Annotated in this window: 18 protein-coding genes; 7 read left to right on the forward strand and 11 right to left on the reverse strand. The window is 57.4% G+C overall.

Going from position 1 to position 17,093, the window contains the following annotated elements; all coding sequences use genetic code 11:
- Positions 1-3: 3 nt before the first annotated feature.
- On the reverse strand, positions 4-660 hold the full coding sequence (larB, locus tag IEN85_RS21625; RefSeq protein WP_191619182.1) for a nickel pincer cofactor biosynthesis protein LarB: 657 nt from the start codon (positions 658-660) through the stop codon (positions 4-6).
- On the reverse strand, positions 657-1,493 hold the full coding sequence (larE, locus tag IEN85_RS21630) for an ATP-dependent sacrificial sulfur transferase LarE (protein WP_224772772.1): 837 nt from the start codon (positions 1,491-1,493) through the stop codon (positions 657-659). Before larE ends, larB begins: the two co-directional genes overlap by 4 nt.
- Before the next feature lie 231 nt (positions 1,494-1,724).
- On the opposite strand from larE, the gene IEN85_RS21635 reads away from it, so the two are divergent.
- Positions 1,725-3,362, forward strand: coding sequence for a hybrid sensor histidine kinase/response regulator (locus tag IEN85_RS21635; protein WP_191619183.1), 1,638 nt, complete (start codon positions 1,725-1,727; stop codon positions 3,360-3,362).
- Positions 3,363-3,392: 30 nt separating this feature from the next.
- On the opposite strand, the gene IEN85_RS24835 is transcribed toward IEN85_RS21635, so the two are convergent.
- The 6 genes from IEN85_RS24835 to nadC all read right to left on the reverse strand — a co-directional run bounded on the left by IEN85_RS24835 (position 3,393) and on the right by nadC (position 7,405).
- Positions 3,393-3,860, reverse strand: coding sequence for a tetratricopeptide repeat protein (locus tag IEN85_RS24835; protein ID WP_318186792.1), 468 nt, complete (start codon positions 3,858-3,860; stop codon positions 3,393-3,395).
- Positions 3,861-3,883: 23 nt separating this feature from the next.
- Entirely contained in the window at positions 3,884-4,327 is a 444-nt protein-coding gene (locus tag IEN85_RS21645; protein ID WP_191619185.1) for a DUF2721 domain-containing protein, read from the reverse strand.
- On the reverse strand, positions 4,320-4,760 hold the full coding sequence (locus IEN85_RS21650) for a DUF2721 domain-containing protein (RefSeq protein ID WP_191619186.1): 441 nt from the start codon (positions 4,758-4,760) through the stop codon (positions 4,320-4,322). The genes IEN85_RS21645 and IEN85_RS21650 overlap by 8 nt, the downstream gene beginning before the upstream one ends.
- An 84-nt stretch (positions 4,761-4,844) precedes the next feature.
- Positions 4,845-5,390 (reverse strand): pyridoxamine 5'-phosphate oxidase family protein, encoded by a 546-nt coding sequence (locus IEN85_RS21655; protein ID WP_191619187.1) that lies wholly within the window; start codon positions 5,388-5,390, stop codon positions 4,845-4,847.
- 90 nt (positions 5,391-5,480) lie between these two features.
- Complete coding sequence (locus IEN85_RS21660) at positions 5,481-6,464, reverse strand: biotin--[acetyl-CoA-carboxylase] ligase (protein WP_191619188.1); 984 nt, start codon at positions 6,462-6,464, stop codon at positions 5,481-5,483.
- Between the two features lie 29 nt (positions 6,465-6,493).
- Positions 6,494-7,405 carry a carboxylating nicotinate-nucleotide diphosphorylase gene (gene nadC / locus IEN85_RS21665; protein ID WP_191619189.1) on the reverse strand — a complete coding sequence of 304 codons (912 nt, stop codon included), beginning with the start codon at positions 7,403-7,405 and terminating at the stop codon, positions 6,494-6,496.
- A gap of 119 nt (positions 7,406-7,524) precedes the next feature.
- On the opposite strand from nadC, the gene IEN85_RS21670 reads away from it, so the two are divergent.
- The 6 genes from IEN85_RS21670 (at position 7,525) to IEN85_RS21695 (ending at position 12,600) form a co-directional block, all read left to right on the forward strand.
- Positions 7,525-7,815, forward strand: coding sequence for a hypothetical protein (locus IEN85_RS21670; RefSeq protein WP_191619190.1), 291 nt, complete (start codon positions 7,525-7,527; stop codon positions 7,813-7,815).
- Between the two features lie 101 nt (positions 7,816-7,916).
- Positions 7,917-8,282, forward strand: coding sequence for an Hpt domain-containing protein (locus tag IEN85_RS21675; protein ID WP_191619191.1), 366 nt, complete (start codon positions 7,917-7,919; stop codon positions 8,280-8,282).
- A gap of 319 nt (positions 8,283-8,601) precedes the next feature.
- Entirely contained in the window at positions 8,602-9,744 is a 1,143-nt protein-coding gene (locus tag IEN85_RS21680) for an ATP-binding response regulator (RefSeq protein ID WP_191619192.1), read from the forward strand.
- A 51-nt stretch (positions 9,745-9,795) separates the two neighbouring features.
- Complete coding sequence (locus IEN85_RS21685) at positions 9,796-10,929, forward strand: hybrid sensor histidine kinase/response regulator (protein ID WP_191619193.1); 1,134 nt, start codon at positions 9,796-9,798, stop codon at positions 10,927-10,929.
- 159 nt (positions 10,930-11,088) lie between these two features.
- Positions 11,089-11,451: an Hpt domain-containing protein gene (locus tag IEN85_RS21690; protein WP_191619194.1), complete on the forward strand. Its 363-nt coding sequence runs from the start codon at positions 11,089-11,091 to the stop codon at positions 11,449-11,451.
- Between the two features lie 57 nt (positions 11,452-11,508).
- The gene (locus tag IEN85_RS21695; RefSeq protein ID WP_191619195.1) at positions 11,509-12,600 is read left to right on the forward strand and encodes a M48 family metallopeptidase; all 1,092 of its coding nucleotides are present in this window, start codon (positions 11,509-11,511) and stop codon (positions 12,598-12,600) included.
- Between the two features lie 14 nt (positions 12,601-12,614).
- Here the strand turns inward: IEN85_RS21695 and IEN85_RS21700 are convergent, their stop codons facing one another.
- From IEN85_RS21700 to IEN85_RS21710, 3 genes are all read right to left on the reverse strand, one after another.
- Positions 12,615-14,132 (reverse strand): hypothetical protein, encoded by a 1,518-nt coding sequence (locus IEN85_RS21700; protein WP_191619196.1) that lies wholly within the window; start codon positions 14,130-14,132, stop codon positions 12,615-12,617.
- A 113-nt stretch (positions 14,133-14,245) separates the two neighbouring features.
- Positions 14,246-15,133 carry a DMT family transporter gene (locus IEN85_RS21705; RefSeq protein ID WP_191619197.1) on the reverse strand — a complete coding sequence of 296 codons (888 nt, stop codon included), beginning with the start codon at positions 15,131-15,133 and terminating at the stop codon, positions 14,246-14,248.
- A gap of 209 nt (positions 15,134-15,342) precedes the next feature.
- Entirely contained in the window at positions 15,343-16,677 is a 1,335-nt protein-coding gene (locus IEN85_RS21710; protein ID WP_191619198.1) for an ammonium transporter, read from the reverse strand.
- Positions 16,678-17,093 lie beyond the last annotated feature (416 nt).

The following is a 17,093-nucleotide window of genomic DNA, read 5'->3' on the forward strand; positions in this document are numbered from 1 at the left end:
AGCTTATGCCGTACGTTGCAGGATGCGGTAGGCGGCCATGGCGGCCCCGTAGCCATTGTCGATATTGACTACGGTGATACCGTTGGCGCAGCTGGAAAGCATGGTGTTGAGGGCGACGGCTCCGTTCTCGGAAACGCCGTAGCCGACGGAGGCGGGCACGGCGATAATGGGTTGGGGAAGCAGTCCGCCCACCGCGGTAGGCAGGGCTCCTTCGAAGCCGGCCACCACGATGAGGACCTTGTATTTCTTGAGTTCGTCGACCTTGGAAAGGAGCCGATGGATCCCGGCGATGCCGATGTCGTTGTAACGGGCGGCGTGGCAGCCGAGAAACTGCAGGGTGTAGAAGGCCTCGTTGACTACGAAGGCGTCGGAGGTTCCGGCGGAGAGCAGGGCGACCTCGTTGCTCGGGGAGTCCGGGGCATTCGGTTCCCGCAGGGCGAAGACCCCGGAGATATCGTCGTAGAGGCTGCCCTCGAATTGAGATTTGAGTGCTACGCCCTTGTCGGGCTGGACCTTGGTGGCCAATGCGTTGAGGCCTTTGCTTTGGTAGCTCTGTAGGATCTCGATGAGAACGGGTAGCGATTTGCTGGCTCCGTAGATGACCTCGGGGAAGCCGAGTCGTTCGGAGCGGTTGAAGTCGAGTTCGAAAGATTCGCTCATTTCGTGTCGTTGGGAAGGGCGCGATTCAATTTTCCGGAGACCAGGCCTTCCTGGTCGAGAGTCGTTTGGGGGAAGCCGATAGCGGCGAAGGTTTCCACGATTTTAGGCATGTGCGCCTTGAGGGGGGCAATGCTTTCGCTTGGGACTTCGATGCGGGCCTCGTTCTGGTAGTGGCGCACGCGGGCTTCTTCGAAGCCGTAGCGAGCGAGCACGCTTTCGGCGAGCTCGATTCGGTTGAGCTTCTCGCGGGTTACGGATTGGCCGTAGGGGATGCGGGAGCTCAGGCAGGGGCTAGCCGGCTTGTTCCAGTTGGGGAGCTGCAAGCTTTTCGCGAGGGCCCGAACGGCGGCCTTGTCCATTCCGCAGTCGGCGAGGGGGGATCGTACCGCGGCTTGGGAGGCGGCCTGCAGCCCGGGGCGATAGTCGCCGAGATCGTCGCAGTTGGTTCCGTTGGTGGCGACGAAGCCCGGGTATTTTTGCAGGAGGGCGGAGAGGTCGTGGTACAGATGGCTCTTGCAGGCGTAGCAGCGGTTGAAGGGATTGGAGTAGTAGGCTTCGTCGTCGATCTCTTGGGTGTGGATGATATCGAGCTGGATGTCGTAGCGTCGACAGAAGTCCTTGGCCTCCTGCAGGTCCCGCCGCTTGAGGCTTGGAGAGTCTGAGATGCAGCCGATGGCCCTCTCCTTGCCGAGGTTTTGGCGGGCGAGGTAGAGCACCAAGGCGGAGTCGACGCCGCCCGAGAAGGCGGTTACGCTGCCGGGGATTTTGAGAAACCAGTCGCGCGCTGCGCGGAGCAGTTTCTCGGTGTCGATTTCGGGGGCCATATCCTTCATACTCGGAAAGGGGGCATTTGACTGCGTGAGGAGAGCAATTGCGAGAAGAGTCTTTGCGGCGTTCGCGCGGGATGGCCCGAGGCAAGCGTCTTTTTTGCGGTGGGGTAGTCTTGAATTATCGCCCTGCGGGTTTTGCGAAATGTGAAAAAATGTGTGTGTTCAGTATTACAAACTTGGGTTCTGTTTGGATCCGCGGTTTGCTGGAGAAGTTGGGAGATGTCCGCTCTCGTTATGGTTGAAGCAGAAGACGAAAGGGAGGGGAGCGAGGCTCGGACTTTGGGTCCGAAGGGTTCGCTCCGGAGAATTCTTGTTGTTCAGGAAAGCGAGGTTGATCGCGTTTTTTTGGAACGCCTCTTCGACGCCCGCGGTTTGCGGAAGCGCTTCAGCTTGACCTTCGCGCCGGATCACGAGGTTGCCTTGGATCTTCTGGAGAGGAAGGGTTACGAGGTGCTTTTGCTGGACCTAGGCCTCTCGGCGGAGGTGGACATGGATTGGCTGGACGCCTTGCAGGCGAGGACCAATTGCCCCCTGCTAATCCTCAGCGCCTTGGACAACGAGGAGATTGCGGTGCAGGTGATGCAAAGGGGAGTGCAGGACTACCTCAGCAAGAACGAGTTGACCGCGATCGCCCTGGAGCGAACCATCAACCACTCGATCGAGCGGTATCGTTTGATGGCGGAGCTGTCGCAAGCCAAGCGAAAGGCGGAAGCTGCCTCCCAGGCTAAGAGCGATTTTCTGGCTGTCATGAGCCACGAGTTTCGCACCCCGATGAACGGAATCATTGGTGGGATAAATCTCCTGACGACGCTTTGCGAGAAGCAGCAGGCGCAGGAGTTGTTGAACATGATGCGGGAGTGCGCGGAGAGCCAACTGACTTTGATCGGCGACGTCTTGGACATCAGCAAGATCGAGGCGGGCGGGTTGGAGTTGTCCTACGAGCCGTTCAGCCCGCGCGATCTCATCTCTAGCGTGCTGAGCGCCGTGTCCTATGCTGCTCGAGAGAAGGGGATCAAGTTGGCGGTGGATATCGACTCGGGAATGCCGCGGGAGTTGATTTCGGATGCGCGTCGCTTGCGACAGGTCTTGATTAACTTGGCCGGCAATGCGGTGAAGTTCACGGTTGAGGGCGAGGTGAGGATCCATGCTCGCAAGCTGGAAGGGGAGCTCGTCGAGTTTCGCGTGACGGACACGGGGATTGGGATCGAATCGTCGGATATCGACTCGATTTTCGACACCTTCACGCAGGTCGATTCCTCCTACAGCCGCCGCTACGCGGGAGCTGGGCTTGGCCTGGCCATTTGCAAGCGCCTCGTGCGGATGTTGGGCGGTACCATTCGGGTCGAGAGCGAGGTGGGGCGTGGATCGGATTTCCATTTCACCGTGACTTGCAGGGAGCGCGACGATGCGGAGGACCAGAGGCGGGACTTGGAGAGCGATGCGTCGATCCGGTTCGCGGAGGCATATCCCTTGGCGGTGCTGGTCGTCGAAGACAGTCAGCTGGTGCGCAGCTTTCTCATGGCGACTTTAGGAAAGCTGGGCTACGATCCGCATGAAGCGGAATCTGGCAAAGAGGCGCTGCAGCTTGCGGAGAAGAACCATTACGATGCGATATTCATGGACATTCGCATGCCGGACCTGGACGGGTTCGAGACTGCCACGATGCTCTTCGAAATGCAGAAAAACCGGGACGGTTGCGTTCCTTATGTCGCAGCGATTTCCGCTACCGTAAATGACGAGATCAGCCTGGAGTGCGATGCCCGCGGGATTGACCGACTTCTCTTCAAGCCCATTGAAATCGAGGAGATCCGCGGGACCTTGCGCCAAGCTGCTCGCTCCCGGCCAAAGCCGCCTCGCGACGATTTGCTCTGAAGCGGCAAGGAACCTTGTTCTAGGCAGTCCTCAAGTCTGCTCCTGGCTCTTCAGCCAATTCCAAAGCCCCTCGAGGTCGGGGTCATCCACGCTCTCCTGTTCGAAGTCTCGGTCGAGCTTGATTGCGGAATCGAGGTGGTCCGAGGCGTCTTGGTATTGTCCGAGCAGGGAGCAGTAGCAGGCTAGGTTGAACCATAGCACGGGTTCTTGCGGGTGAAGAACGAGGGCTCTCAAGGCGATGTTCTTGGCCTCTTCGTTACGTTCCATCTCCCGCAGGGCGTAAGCCCAATTGATCCATGCATGACGGGAGCTGGGCGTTTGCTCGGCCAGCTGCTTGGATACGGCTTCCATGAGTTCCCAATTCCTTGCTTCGAGGTACAGGCGGGAACGAACGAGCAGGACGTCGTCCATCAATCGCTCGGATGGTTCGATCGCGTCGAGCTCCTCGCTTGCTTCCTTTAACATGCCTAGCTCGATGTATCCGTTCGCGTAGGACACACGTGTAGAAGTGGGGATCATGCTCAGGGACGTTTGCCGATTTCCTCTTTAAGGGTGACGAAGTGTTGAGTGGTTTCTTTCAGGGCAAAGAGCAAACCTGCGGAAAGGGCGATCAAGCTGAGCAGGAAGGTGGCGACCACCGCGCTTGCCAGTGGCAGGTTAGCCACGGTAGCGAATGCGAGGAGGATGGCGGAAAGGAGGGAGAGACACATAGACCCGTACAGCGTAGCCACTGCATTGCGGAGCAAAAGGGAGCGACGGGTGAGGTTGCTGATCTGCTTTTCGAGCGAGCTCGCGTAGTCGATATTGTCCCTGCTGCCGTCGGACAGGAGCGAACGGATCCCTTGCACGATGCGACTGAACCGGGTTTGCAGCGCCCATGCGAGCGTGGCTGCGGAGGTCATCATGAGAAAGGGAGCGAGGATCGCCTGGTAGTTCTCGAGGGTGAGCTGGGTCAGGTCACTCATCTGAAATTTCGAGCTGAACGATTCGGTAGGAAAGGATGGCCTCTCGCGTCGCATAGCCAAGCCCGATGAAGAGGAAGCTGAGCGAGAGTCCGAAGAGGACAAAGACTAAGACAGAGGAGGCGAGGGCACTGAGGACGCCGATCCCGAGAGCGATTGAGGAGAAGACGAGAAATACGACCGTCGTGTAGAAACAGAAGATGGCGTTCCGCACCAGCCGCGCTCGTTGCATAAGCGAATCGATTTGCTTGTTCACGCGGTTGAGGCTGGCGTCGAGCGGTTCCAGGCCTCGACGTTCGCTATTCAGCTGGCGGATGACGGTAACTAAAGTGCTGTACTTGGATTGCAGCCCTGCCAGCAGCAGTCCGACTCCCGTGACCAAGACGGCTGGGGCCAGAGAAGCGTTGATAAAGTTGATCGCGTCCTGTAGTTGCATGGTGGTGACGGAGCGGGGTGTAGCCCACGCGGCAGTTAGGGGCGATTAACGCAAAAATTGTCGCGTTTGTCGACTTTTCACTCGCTAGCGAGGATCGATGCTCGGCAAGCCGTCGATGCTTTGCAGGTTCTTCTCCTGCTGATAGGCGATGATTCCGTCTTCTCCCTTTTTCGAAGCCCACTTGTCTAAGACCTCGCGGTCGCCTTGGTATTCGTAGAGTGGTACCGAGTAACCGCAGGAATCCGCGACGCGCTTAACGTCGAGGTGTATGATGGCCCGGGCTCCGGTGTTTTGGGGAAAGTGGGTGGCGAGACGCTCGTATTCGTCGCTTCCTTTGAGGTGGGCGGTTCCGGTTCCGTGCAGGCGAAAAATTTGCGGAGCTCCTTCGAAGGCGCAGAACATGATCACCATACGCCCGTTCTCTCGGAGATGGGCGATGGTCTCGGCGCCACTCCCGGTGTAGTCCAAGTAGGCGACTTCGAGAGGTCCGAGAACGCGGAAGCTGTCTCCACCTTTTGGTGACAGGTTTACATGGCCGTCGCTGGCGAGAGGAGCGGTTCCGACGAAGAACATCTTTTGCTTTTCGATCCAAGCCATGTGCTTGGCTGACATCTCGGGGTGAACTTTCATGGCGTGGCAGAGTTGTGGAGGGGAGGACTGGGTGTGAATCTTCGCACGATTTTGGGAGCGGAGCGACTGCGCGATGCGGCTCGCTCCTCGCTATTTTTCGATGGTGACCTCGCCTGCTCGAGCCAGGAAGCGGGACCCATCCTCTTTTTCGATAATGAGGGCGCCGCTGTTGTCGATGCCGCTGGCGACTCCGGAGATTCGGCTATCACCTTGAATGAGGCGGATGCTTTTTCCGGCAAGGGTGTCGTAGCGAGGCCAGCGTTCTTTTAGCGCCGCTCGATGGCTGCCGTCAGCGAGTTGCTTGTATGCGATAGCGATGCGTCCGGTAATTGCGGATACAAGTTTGTTGATATCGAAGCTTTGCCCGGAGCTTTGCCTCAGGGAGGTTGCGATTTGCTTGAGCTCCTCCGGCCAATCCGAGCCGTCGCTGTTTACGTTGAGTCCGAGACCGAGCACGGCGCTGAGGACCTGATCTGCTTCCATGCGAGCTTCAGTCAGGATACCGGCGACTTTCTTTCCCTCGATGTGCAGGTCGTTGGGCCACTTGACTTGACAGTTTACGCGGCAGATGGAGTTGATGCATTCGCAAATGTTGATGCCCATCCAGAGGGTGAAGAGCGACATTTGGGTGGGCGAGATTTGAGGTCGGAATCCGAAGCTTGCGTAGAGGTTTCCGTTTTGGGGACTGTGCCAGGCGCGTCCCAGACGTCCGCGTCCAATTGTTTGTAGTCGTGAGATGACTACGAATGGCGTGTTCTCGCCATTGGCGATAAGGCGTTCCGCTTCGGAGTTGGTGCTATCGACCTCGTCGAGCACGATTGCTTTGAATTTGTCGGCGGCGTGTTGAAGGCGGGCTTGGATAAGTGGTTGGTTGAGCTCTTCGGGAACTTTGGTGAGCCGATACCCCTTGCTGCGGACCGCTTCGAAGTCGAAGCCCTGCGCTTTCAGCTTTTCCATGTATGACCAAACGGATACGCGGGAAACTCCGATGAGTTCGGCCAGCTCGCTGCCTGATACGAAGTCGCCGTCGGCGGCGAGAAATTCGCGAATGATGAGGACGTTGCTGTCTGACATGGAAAGGGAAGGTGAGGGGAGGCTGTGGTCTAGGAGTCGAGTCCTATGTCGATCCAGGTGGACTGGTGCACGGTGGCTCCGGTGGAGATGAAGTCGAGCCCGAGTTTCGCCAATTCGGGCAGGGATTCTATGGTGATGCCGCCGCTCGCTTCGGTGACAGCCCGGTCGCCGATGAGCGTTACCGCCTGTTTGAGTTGATCGACCGAGAAGTTGTCTAGAAGGATTATATCGACGCGGGCGGCGAGGGCGTGCTCGATCTGCTCTAGGGTGTCCACTTCCATCTCCACGAGAATCTGGGGATGGCGCCTGCGGGATTCCGCGACGGCGTCGATTGCGGATTGGCGAGGGTTTTCTCCGAAAGCAGCCAGATGGTTGTCCTTCAGCATGACTCGGTCGAAGAGGCCGATGCGATGGTTCCAGCCGCCACCGCAAGCGACGGCGTATTTTTCGAGCGTTCGGTAGCCGGGGGTGGTTTTGCGGGTGTCGAGCAGCCGGGTGGAGCTGTTTCCGAGGGCGTCCACGTAGCGTTGCGTGAGGGTGGCGACGCCGGAGAGCTTTTGCAGGAAATTAAGCAAGGGACGCTCGGCGCTGAGCAAGCTTCGCGCTGGACCGCTCACTGTTCCGATGGCATCGCCTCGAGCGAGAGTGTCGCCGTCCGCCGCTGCCGCTGCGAAGGCGAGCTTGGGATCGTAGGCGGCGAGGACATGCGGAGCCAGCTCGACGCCGCAAAGGGTGATGGGGCTGCGGGCGCGGAGGGTGGTTTTCACCGTTTGGTCAGCGTCGAGCAAGGCGGAGGAATGGTCGCCCGGAGTGTCGGTGCCGCGGCTGAGCCCGCCGCCGGCTAGGTCCTCAGATTTCGCGAGCTGGATAAGCGTTTGGAGAGGAGCGAGGTCGAGGTCGGCCCAGGTGAGGCGCTGGCAGCAACGTTCGGGTTTTTTCATTGGTGCGGCGAATAGTGGCGGCGATTGTGAAAGAGTGAAGGGCGAAAAAGTGAAAAGTGCGGGGACTGGCGAAGCGTTTGGCGCTTGAGAGGCGAGGAGCGGCTTGCTTGCATCGGAGGATGGATTTGCAGGATTTTGTGAGGTCGCTGGAGCAGGAAAATCCCCCTCAAGAAGTGGATGGGGCTCTCTTGGCTTTGTGGTGGGACGCGAAGGGGGACTGGAGCCGGGCCCACGAAATCGCCCAGGATGCTGCCAGTCGCGAGGGCGATTGGGTGCATGCCTACCTCCACCGCAAGGAAGGGGACGAAGGTAACGCGGGCTACTGGTACAGCCGGGCCCGTCAGCCTGTTTTCCACGGGGCGTTGCAAGAGGAATGGCGTAAAATCGTTTCCGCTCTCCTGGAAGTGTGAGGCGTTTCAACTAGGCACCTAGGTGCGATCTTTCCGAGATATCGGGGGCCTTGTTTGATTCCGCTCGGGTTTTGCGCAAGCTTGCCTGTCGTCTTCGATTCATGAAAGATTCCTCTCGCCATGAATTGAAGCTCTTTGCGGCCGAATCGCTCCTTTCTCGACTGATGGACGATGAGGAGTTGATGAGGAAGGTTTTGCAGGCTTGCCTGCAAGACCTCAGCCGAAATTTTGAATTGCTCAAATCGAGTGTCGAAGCGGGGGACGAGTCGACTGCGGGCAAGGTGGCCCATACATTGAAGGGGTCGGCCAAGAACGCAGACCTGCGGGCTCTGGCAGCGATTGCCCTAGAGATAGAGGAGGGTTTGAAAGCGGGGGATAGGGTCGGAGTCGAAAGGCGTCTAGAGGATTTGTCCACTGTCGTGAGGGATTCTATCCGTGAAGTGGAGAGGTACCTTACCGGGATCTAGATAGAGGATCGTTTCGCCGCGCTAGGTTTGGGAACTCGGTCGCTGGAGTTGCATTACCTAGCTTTGTAAAAACGAGGTAAGCGAATCGCCCCGCTTTACGCTTACTTTACGGGAAGAAGCGGCATTGCCGCATGCGATTTTAAAAGGAGCGTTAATGGGGCGAGAGGGTGAAGTTTGTGGCGCTTACCTGCTTCGTAGGAAGATTCTCGCGCCGTTCTCTAGGGTGGTGGAGCTACTTGCCAGTACACTTTGGTCCGAGCTTTGCCGCAGCGAACGGGCCAATGTGATTGGCCTGAATTACTTAACCACTGATTGCACCATGAACGCCACTAAAGAACATACCTCAGACAAGTCAGCCTCTGCTCCTTTGAACGTCTTGATTGTAGACGACAGCATACACGACTACCGCTCCCTTTCAGTCATGATCGGGGCGAATTCAGACAATAGATACGAGTTCGATTGGGCGCGAAATTCGGAGGAAGCGGAGTCCAAGCTCGAAGTAGGCGCTTACGAGATTGTCGCGGTAGACTATAATCTCGGCTTAGAGGAAGGCTCGGAAGTGATTCAGAAGCTTTCTGCCAACTACCCGGCGTCCTCCTACATCATGGTTACGGGGAACCAAGACCCGGACGTCTACAAGCGCGGGATACGCGCTGGAGCGGTGAACTTCGTTCAGAAGAACAAGGAATGTGGAATGATTTTCGACCGAATGGCCCAGTATGCGGTTGAGAGAAAACGATCGGAGAGCTCCTTGAAGATGGCGAACGCCTCGAAGGATTGGCTGATGTCGCTTTTGGAAACGGATCTCGCGACTCCCTTGTTCGCTTTGAACCAGATGCTTTCCACTACCTACAAGGAGGCCGAGAATATGCCCAAGGAGATGCTGATCGAGCTTTTGGATACAGCTTACCAAACTTCCTGCGAAGCCTTGATCGCGACCAAGGAGCTTCTGGATTGGGGGCGCAGCGTGCGTGGGGCGATGCGCCCGAATCTCGCCATGGTAGATGTATCGGGGTGCATTCATCGAGCGGTTCGCCTACTCACCTCCTTGGCCGACGAACGGGGGATCTACATCGCCCAGCGCGGAGTCTTCGACTTCAAGGCCTATTGCGACGAGCGAATGCTCTCGACTGTCCTTCGAAATCTACTCTCTGCAGCGCTGTCGTATTCTGACAACGACAAGACGGTCTGCATCGAATCGGTAGTGGTGGATGGGCACCTTTCGCTTGGGATCAACAGCGAGGGAAGCGGCATCGAAGCCCGCTCCTACGCGTCGCTTTTCGACTCCAAGGGAACCGACAGCGAGTCGTGCAGCCCGATCGAGCGTCAGTCTATTTGTTCGATCCAGGTGGCGAGCCACATGTTGGATTCGATGGGTTGTTCCTTGGAGATTCGCAACGATCCCAAGAAGGGAGTACGCTTCACCTTCAAGCTCCCGCTGAAATTCCCCATGGGAATCTAGAAGACCCCTTGAACAGGCCTGCCTAAAATCGTATTTGTCGCTCGAATCATCATGGAATTCCCAAGACCCATTCAAGTTCTGCTCGTGGAGGACAGCCGCGACCATGCGGTTTTCTTCACGGCTGCCTTGGGCAAGGGCTTCAAGCACACGCATGAAGTGACGGTGGTGGAGTCACTATCCGAGGGTTTCGCTGAATTGTCGTCGGGCCATTACGATTTGATCGTGCTAGATCTTGGCCTGCCTGAGAGCCAGGGACTGGATACGCTGAAGACTTTCTTCCGAGCGATGGGTCCAGCGAATCCTGTCATCGTGCTGACGGCGAATTCCGATGAAGGAATTGGCGAGGAATCCTTGCGGCTGGGGGCGATTGACTTCCTTACCAAAGGGGAATTTGGGGCGGACCAATTGTCGCGGACGGTACGGTATGGGCTCGAGCGCTGGCGTCAGCGCCGCGAACTGGAAGAGGCCCAGAGAAATCTCAAAAGCTTTGCCCATGTCGCGGCTCACGACCTGAAGTCTCCGGTGAAGTCAATTGGCCTCTATGCAAGCTTGCTGAAGCAGAAAGCGGCTTCGCGGGATGCGGACGAGGAAGAAATCGAGTTTATCGAATATATCGAGTCCTTCACCGAGCAAGCCGAGAAGCTGGTCGATAGCCTGCTAAATTTCAGTGTCCTCGGAGAAAAATCTGTTGAGTTGGGTACGGTGGAAGTGTCAGCGATCGCTGGCCAAGCGGTGTCTAACCTCAGCGCATTGGTCGAGGAGGAGTCCGCCACGGTAGAAGTGGGGGAATTGCCGCTAGTCCAAGCGGACGAGGGGCTTTTGGTTCATGTGCTGCAAAACTTGATCTCGAACGCGATCAAGTATCGCGGCGAAGAGCCGCCGCTCGTCAAGGTCGCGGCCATGGTGCGGGGAAGCGAGGTCGAAATCGCAGTTCAGGACAATGGGCGTGGGATCGATGCGAAGTATTTCTCGAGGATTTTCGAGCCCTTCAAGCGTTTGTCGGGGCCGACGCATCCGGAAGGTGTCGGGCTGGGCTTGGCTATCTGCCAGCGAGTGGTTGAGGCCCACCGGGGTAGGATTTGGGTCGAATCGGAGCAGGGGCGCGGTTCTGTGTTCCGGTTTACGCTTCCCATGGCGGAAGCGAGCGTACGCCCTTCGCTGGGAGTGCACTGCCAATTAGGCTAGCCCCTAGGCGGCCTAGGTAGCTCTCGCGTTTTTCCTGCGCAGAGCAGCTCATCAGGGCAGGGTTTTTCGCTCTGACTTGGGGGCTTTGCTTCAATACTCTATTGCCTCGCCGTTCAATTGTTAGATACCATCCTCTCCCTATCCAGCTCCTGAACGAAAATGGCCGAACCTGCTTTTAATCCCACCAATCTTTTTGACTTGGAGAGCCTCAAATCCCGCCTGATGGGGGATGAAGAGCTTGTCGCGCAAGTGCTTGAAGCCTGCGTCCCGGATATCAACGCAAACTTTAGAGACTTCGCTTTGGCTATCCAATCCGGCGAAGTCGAAACCGCGACGGTTCGCATCCACGCGATGAAAGGGGCCTCTCAAAACGCGGACTTGGTTGCTGTATCCGAGTTGACACAGCAAATAGAGTCTTCGCTCAGAGCGGGAGACACCGAGTTTGCCCGCCAAAGCGTGGACCGGCTGGAGGAACTGGTGGGGCAAACGATCGGCGAGGTGCGGCGCTACCTCAACAACTAGGAGCTGCTCCAGCTCCGGGGTTTAAGGAGTTGATTAGAGCGTCTTAGCGGATAGCTTATGCTCATCCAGCCTATGTTCCGTCCTCGATTTCTCTTTGCCCTCGGTGTCAGTCTAAGCTTGCTCGCCTTCAGTGGTTGCGACTCAACGTCATCGGCCGAACGCAGGGCGGAGCAAGCCCGCAAGGAAGCCGAGCAAGCTCGGATGCGGGCGGCGTTCCTAGGGCGTATCCACGAAGCGGAGTCAAAGGTTTGGCAGGTTTTGCACCCCTTGATCGAGAAAGCGGCGAACTATCGGGCAGAAGAAACGCACGGCTACATTGGGGCCGCGTTTGTCACGGAGGCCTTCTACAGCGAAGCCTTGTTAGTGGAAGCTCGAGCGGAAGGTTTTGGACCTTGGGTTTCGGTGCTCACCGTTTTTCCAGACTCGCCTGCGGAGAGCGCTGGCTTGCGGGCAGGCGATCGTCTGCTCTCCATCAACGGCTCGAAGGTACCGGAAGGGTCGCGTTCCGCCCTTTATGCGGCGCGGCAGGTGAAGCGTCAGCTGGAGCCCGGAGGACCGAACCAATTGCTTGTGCAGCGCGGCGACGAAGTGCTCGAGTTGGAGGTGCAACCTGTGGAAGGCGCATACTATGGGGTGGTCGTAGTGGCCTCCAACGCAGTGGATCTGCAGGTCGATGGGGACGTCATTTGGATTGGCCTCGCTTTAGTGGAGAATCTAAAAAGCGAAAAAGACCTGAGCTATTTGTGCGCCTACGCCCTCGCGAAAAACGTGATGCGGCACTCCAAGCAGAAGGGCAAGAATGCGATGTTGGGTCAGATCCTCGACGTGGCGGCTGCAGCCAGTGGGGTCAATACAGGAGGTCTCTTTGGGGGAATGGGGGGCAACGCCTATTCGCACGCCTTCGAGGTGGAGGCAGATTTGATTGCTCTGTACTTGCTCGCTTCGGCTGGGTATGAGTTTTCCGAGTATCCAGATTTTTGGGACCGCGCTTTGCGCAGCCGCGATCGAAATGGCGAGCTTACTGCTAAAGAAAGCGAACGCATTGAAACAGCGAGCAAGGTCGTCGCGTCTATTCGAGAGAAGATCGAGGCCGAGGAAGCGATTTTTCCGGAGGAGTACTTGCAGGGAGACGTCAGCGAAATCGAATAGGGACCCTTGCCCTCTCAGCCTTCGCTCTTCGGAGGCAAGCTTTTGAGGAGCGTGCGATGCAGCTCCCTCGCGCTGCTGTCTAGGGGAAGTCGAGACGTGTACTCGACGAAATTCCTCGCCTCTTCCCAGCGGGATCTCGCGACGAGGTATTGAGCGATATACAGGGCGATCCATTCGTCGTAGGGATAAATTTGATGTCCTTGTACCAGGACGCTGACTTGCTCCGGTGGGGGTTCGCTTGCGGAGGAGAGGATCACCTCGCCGAACCGCTTGAAGAGCTCTTGAGAGAAGTCTCCTCCCAATTCTCGGGAACGGTTCAGAGCATGTAGCAGCTCTCCGGTTTCTGCTTCGTTTATGGATTCCGAGTAAAAGGCGTAGTTCGGAATGTGCTCCCTAAGCAAGCTCGTCGCGTAGTTGAGATAGAGATACGGGGACTCTCCTCCTAGGTCGATGGCTCGCTTGAGGTCGGCGGTTGCGTCGCTCCAGCGGCCTTGAGCCATGGATTGGTAACCGAGAAAGGAGGCAGCCAGGGTTGATTGCTCGAGAGCTTCGGAAGCTCGGGCGAGGTAAGGATACGCTTCTTGAGCGTCGCGGGTCACGAGGAGGAGGGATCCGTAGAGCAGCTGGATTTCCCCTTGGCTCAGAGGGACGAGCGCGGCGTCCTCGACGGATGGATTTGCGGGAAGGCCGTACACCAGCTGGGTGAACTTTCCGTTTTTGCAATAGTTGGCGAGCATCTGCTCGAGCTGGGCGTAGTTGACTCCTAGGAGTTCCATCAAGTCCTCTTCGTAGATGGGAGTCCCGTTTTTTGCCCGGTTGAAGAGTTTGCGGAATGCGTTCTCAGGCAGCTTGTTTTCGCCGTACATGAGAAAGTGGGTGAGGGCCCAGGATTGGGCGTAGAAGACGCTCGTTTCCTGAGAGCCCGAACCGTATTCGTGAGAACTGTGCTGGATGCGGAAGAACCGTTTGAGCGGTATCGGTTCATGCCTTTGTAGCGCGTAGATGCTGCTTGGAATGGTGCTTCCTACGACAACCTTGTTGTCCTTTTTTCGGACAACGGTTGAGAAGAGTTCCGCGAATCCTTCGTCCAGCCACGGCGGTAGTTTCAATCCGGGTTGGTGCAGCAAGTGATGGACGTATTCATGGAACGCTGTCGACCGGATTTGCTCGGTTTCTCCTTCACCTACTATGATTAGACTAGGGCCTTCGTAGTTATGTTTTAGATACAGTCCGACGATGCTGTTGTTCGGTTTTCCATCGTAGAGAGGGGCTACTTGCGAAAAGGATTTTCGGCTTTTGAATATGTAGACGTTCAGGGGCATTGCTCCCTCCTGCACAAGTCCTGGAAAGAGAAGGTCCAATGTGCCGCGAGCGTCCGATAGTTCTGCCAGCAGCTTGCGAGTTCTGTTTTCGCTCGATTCGCTGTAGACGCGCATCCCCTCTATTTCAGTTTTCCACCATTTGGATTTGGCTGCAAGGTTCGGGCAGAGGAATCCGAGGGCTAGCGAGAGCAGAAGGAATCGAGTAAACATGCCTTGCTCTCCAGCAGATTATGGACCACTCGATCCATAGAGTGGAAGGGGGGCGGTAACGCGCGCGGAGCGGCCGTTCCACCTCGGCTGAGTGTGGAGGGAACGGCGACGCCTTATGCTTTCGCCTTGCGGGCGGCGCGGCGGATTTTTGCGGCCTCGTGGATAACGATGACGGCGCCGCTGACGCAGAGGGTGGCTGCGAAGTAGAAGGTCAAGGGGGGAGTGTCGCTAAAGATGAGCCAACCGAGGATGCCGGCGGAAACGAATTGGTGTAGGTTCACTACCGCAAAGGTTTGGGCGGTGAAGTAGCGTAAGCTGTTGTTCAGGGTGACGTGTCCGAGGATGGTGGGGAGTATAGCCATGGCCAGCATCCACCCGGCCTCTTCCCAGGATCCGAGGCTGATGGAATCAAGCGTGAGCAAGGAGAAGAGAAAGCTCAGAGCCGTCGCCACAACATAGATGGGTACCATGTAGAGCCAGATCGAAGGGAAGTCTTTGTTGATTCTGCCGAAGGCGAGGTAGGCCGCGAAGGTTATCATGGAGCCGAAGCAGACGAAGTTGCCCAGCAAGTAGTCGGGATTTATGCTGAAGGCATTCGCCGAAAGCACGGCCACTCCTGCGAGAGCGACCAGCGTACCCAGTATTTCGCGACGGGTGACCTTTTCCTTGATTAGGAAGAAGGCGAGGAACGGCATGACGGCGGGCGTGAGGTTGATGATCAAAGTCGCGTTGGCGATGTAGGTCATGCGGGCGCCCAGGGCCCAGGAGATGAGGTGGACGGAAAGCAGGGCGGCGGGTATCAGGCAGCGGCGAAACATGCGAAGCTGCACCCTTTCTCGATGGGTGTGCCAGCTTTTCAGGAAAATGGGAAGCAGCAGCAGGGAAGCGAACAGGAGCCGGTAGCTTCCTACCAAGGCAGGCGGAAGGCTGCTGGACCGGATCAGGATGACCGAGGTCGAGCAGAAGAAAACGCCGGAAAGAAGGAGAAGGAAGCGCAGCATGGAGGGCTAGTATCTCCCATGATGCGCGGTTGCTGTCACGAAGAGAATTCGCTAGGTGGGGGTAGACGTTTCGGAGAGCAGGTGCCGGCAATCGCTTTTTGCGTTCGAGAATTCATCGTAATTGCGAAAGAGGCAAAAAGAGCCCCGCTCGCAAAAGCGAAGCGGGGCTCCCAAAAGGAGTTTGAGTCGAGGGCTGTCCTTTGGGCAAACTATTCGCCCTTAGCGAGGCCGTAGCCGTGTTCGCCGTGCAGCGATTGGTCGAGGCCAACAATCTCGCTTTGCTTATCGACCCGGAAGCCGACCGTCTTGGCCACAAGCACGCAAATGATGTAGGTCGCAACTGCGGACAGGCCGATAGTGGCGCCCATACCCAGCATTTGGATACCAAATTGGTCCATTGCCGTCCAAACGCCCGACTCGGTTCCGGCGGCGGCGTCCGCAAGCCAGCTGGGGCGAAGGAGAAAAGCAAGCAGCACCACGCCGAGTCCGCTCCCCACGCCGTGGATACCGAAGCAGTCGAGGGTGTCGTCGTAGCCGAGTTTATCCTTGGCTTTGAGGGCTAGGAAGCAGACGCAAGAGGAGGCAGCTCCCAGCAGGATTGCCCCCATGGGTTGTACCACGGCGGCTGCAGGAGTGATGACCACGAGGCCAGAAAGGATGCCGGAAACGAAGCCGAGTGAGGTGACCTTCTTGAATTTGATGGCTTCGATTAGCGTCCAAGCGAGGGCTCCGGAGGCTCCGGAAATCTGGGTCATGGTGAGGGCTCGAGCCGTGTCGAGGCCGGACTGCACGGTGGAGCCGGCGTTGAACCCGAACCAGCCTACCCAGAGGAATCCAGCGCCCATCATGGTCATGACAAGGTTGTTGGGATTGATGAGATCGCGCGGGTTTCCCTGTCGCTTACCTAGGAAGAGGGCGACTACCAAGGCGCTGGTGCCGGCGGAGACGTGAATGACGAGCCCGCCAGCGAGGTCGATAACGCCTGCTGCTCCCACGTTGAGCAGCCAGCCGTCGGCTGACCAGATCCAGTGGCAAAGCGGGCAGTAGACGAAAAGGAACCAGAGGGCGATGAAGCAAACGTATCCACGAAAGAATACGCGCTCTGCTAGGGCGCCGCTGATCAGGGCCGGTGTGATAATGGCAAACTTGCCTTGGAACATGGCGACGATGTACTCCGGAATGCCGTCCACGATACTGTTGTCGATACCCTTGAGCATGAAGTAGTCGGGATTCCAGCCTATGAAACCGCCGAGCACGCTGTCGCCGAAGGTCAGGGCGTAGCCGCAGACGACCCAGAGCACGCCGATAACTGCCATGGCCACGAAGCTGTGCATCATGGTGCTGATGACGTTCTTGGTCCGCACCAAGCCGCCGTAAAACATGGCCAGGCCTGGGACCATGAAGAGGACAAGAGCGGTGGATATGAGCATCCACGCGGTCGTTCCGGTATCTACTGTTCCGTCTGCCGCGGCGTCCTGGCCAAGGCAGATTTGAGGGAGGGACAGTAGAGCGAGTAGAGGGAGGAGGGTTTTTATTCGCTTCATCTGTGGGGCGGAATCATTCCGCAACGGATGAATGAAGCAAGGGGTTTTTAATGAACAGAATTCATAAGAATGTCTTCTGTTTCCGATTAGTTGAAGGAGCGCGTTTAGGGATCCCGACTCCCTAAGAATTCCATTGAAGTGAGGGGGCGCTTGACGGGAGCGCCCCGATCGTTGCACCAGCTAATCGGCAGTCGCTTGGGCGACCTTGATCTGGATGTGAATCCAACTCTTCCTTGCCTGCGCTCGTCCCGCGAGGCTCAACAGGCACAGTAGCAAAGCCAAGATTCGAAACGTCGGGAACGCGGTTAATGCCATAGCGAGTTAGATACTTGCTGATGGTGCAAAACCAGGTTGCGAGCAATCCGGAAGTTATGGTTCCAGCGGTTAAGCCGAGGCGCTTATCCTGTCGAAATGCG

The sequence above is a fragment of the Pelagicoccus enzymogenes genome, assembly GCF_014803405.1.
In the GTDB taxonomy this organism is placed as follows: Bacteria; Verrucomicrobiota; Verrucomicrobiia; order Opitutales; family Opitutaceae; genus Pelagicoccus; species Pelagicoccus enzymogenes.

Bases quoted from the DNA above. Each gene is read 5' to 3' on its own strand.
- larB (WP_191619182.1), bottom strand. From the start codon at position 660: ATGAGCGAATCTTTCGAACTCGACTTCAACCGCTCCGAACGACTCGGC.
- larE (WP_224772772.1), bottom strand. From the start codon at position 1,493: ATGAAGGATATGGCCCCCGAAATCGACACCGAGAAACTGCTCCGCGCA.
- IEN85_RS21635 (WP_191619183.1), top strand. From the start codon at position 1,725: ATGGTTGAAGCAGAAGACGAAAGGGAGGGGAGCGAGGCTCGGACTTTG.
- IEN85_RS21645 (WP_191619185.1), bottom strand. From the start codon at position 4,327: ATGAGTGACCTGACCCAGCTCACCCTCGAGAACTACCAGGCGATCCTC.
- IEN85_RS21650 (WP_191619186.1), bottom strand. From the start codon at position 4,760: ATGCAACTACAGGACGCGATCAACTTTATCAACGCTTCTCTGGCCCCA.
- IEN85_RS21655 (WP_191619187.1), bottom strand. From the start codon at position 5,390: ATGAAAGTTCACCCCGAGATGTCAGCCAAGCACATGGCTTGGATCGAA.
- IEN85_RS21660 (WP_191619188.1), bottom strand. From the start codon at position 6,464: ATGTCAGACAGCAACGTCCTCATCATTCGCGAATTTCTCGCCGCCGAC.
- nadC (WP_191619189.1), bottom strand. From the start codon at position 7,405: ATGAAAAAACCCGAACGTTGCTGCCAGCGCCTCACCTGGGCCGACCTC.
- IEN85_RS21670 (WP_191619190.1), top strand. From the start codon at position 7,525: ATGGATTTGCAGGATTTTGTGAGGTCGCTGGAGCAGGAAAATCCCCCT.
- IEN85_RS21675 (WP_191619191.1), top strand. From the start codon at position 7,917: ATGAAAGATTCCTCTCGCCATGAATTGAAGCTCTTTGCGGCCGAATCG.
- IEN85_RS21680 (WP_191619192.1), top strand. From the start codon at position 8,602: ATGAACGCCACTAAAGAACATACCTCAGACAAGTCAGCCTCTGCTCCT.
- IEN85_RS21685 (WP_191619193.1), top strand. From the start codon at position 9,796: ATGGAATTCCCAAGACCCATTCAAGTTCTGCTCGTGGAGGACAGCCGC.
- IEN85_RS21690 (WP_191619194.1), top strand. From the start codon at position 11,089: ATGGCCGAACCTGCTTTTAATCCCACCAATCTTTTTGACTTGGAGAGC.
- IEN85_RS21695 (WP_191619195.1), top strand. From the start codon at position 11,509: ATGCTCATCCAGCCTATGTTCCGTCCTCGATTTCTCTTTGCCCTCGGT.
- IEN85_RS21700 (WP_191619196.1), bottom strand. From the start codon at position 14,132: ATGTTTACTCGATTCCTTCTGCTCTCGCTAGCCCTCGGATTCCTCTGC.
- IEN85_RS21705 (WP_191619197.1), bottom strand. From the start codon at position 15,133: ATGCTGCGCTTCCTTCTCCTTCTTTCCGGCGTTTTCTTCTGCTCGACC.
- IEN85_RS21710 (WP_191619198.1), bottom strand. From the start codon at position 16,677: ATGAAGCGAATAAAAACCCTCCTCCCTCTACTCGCTCTACTGTCCCTC.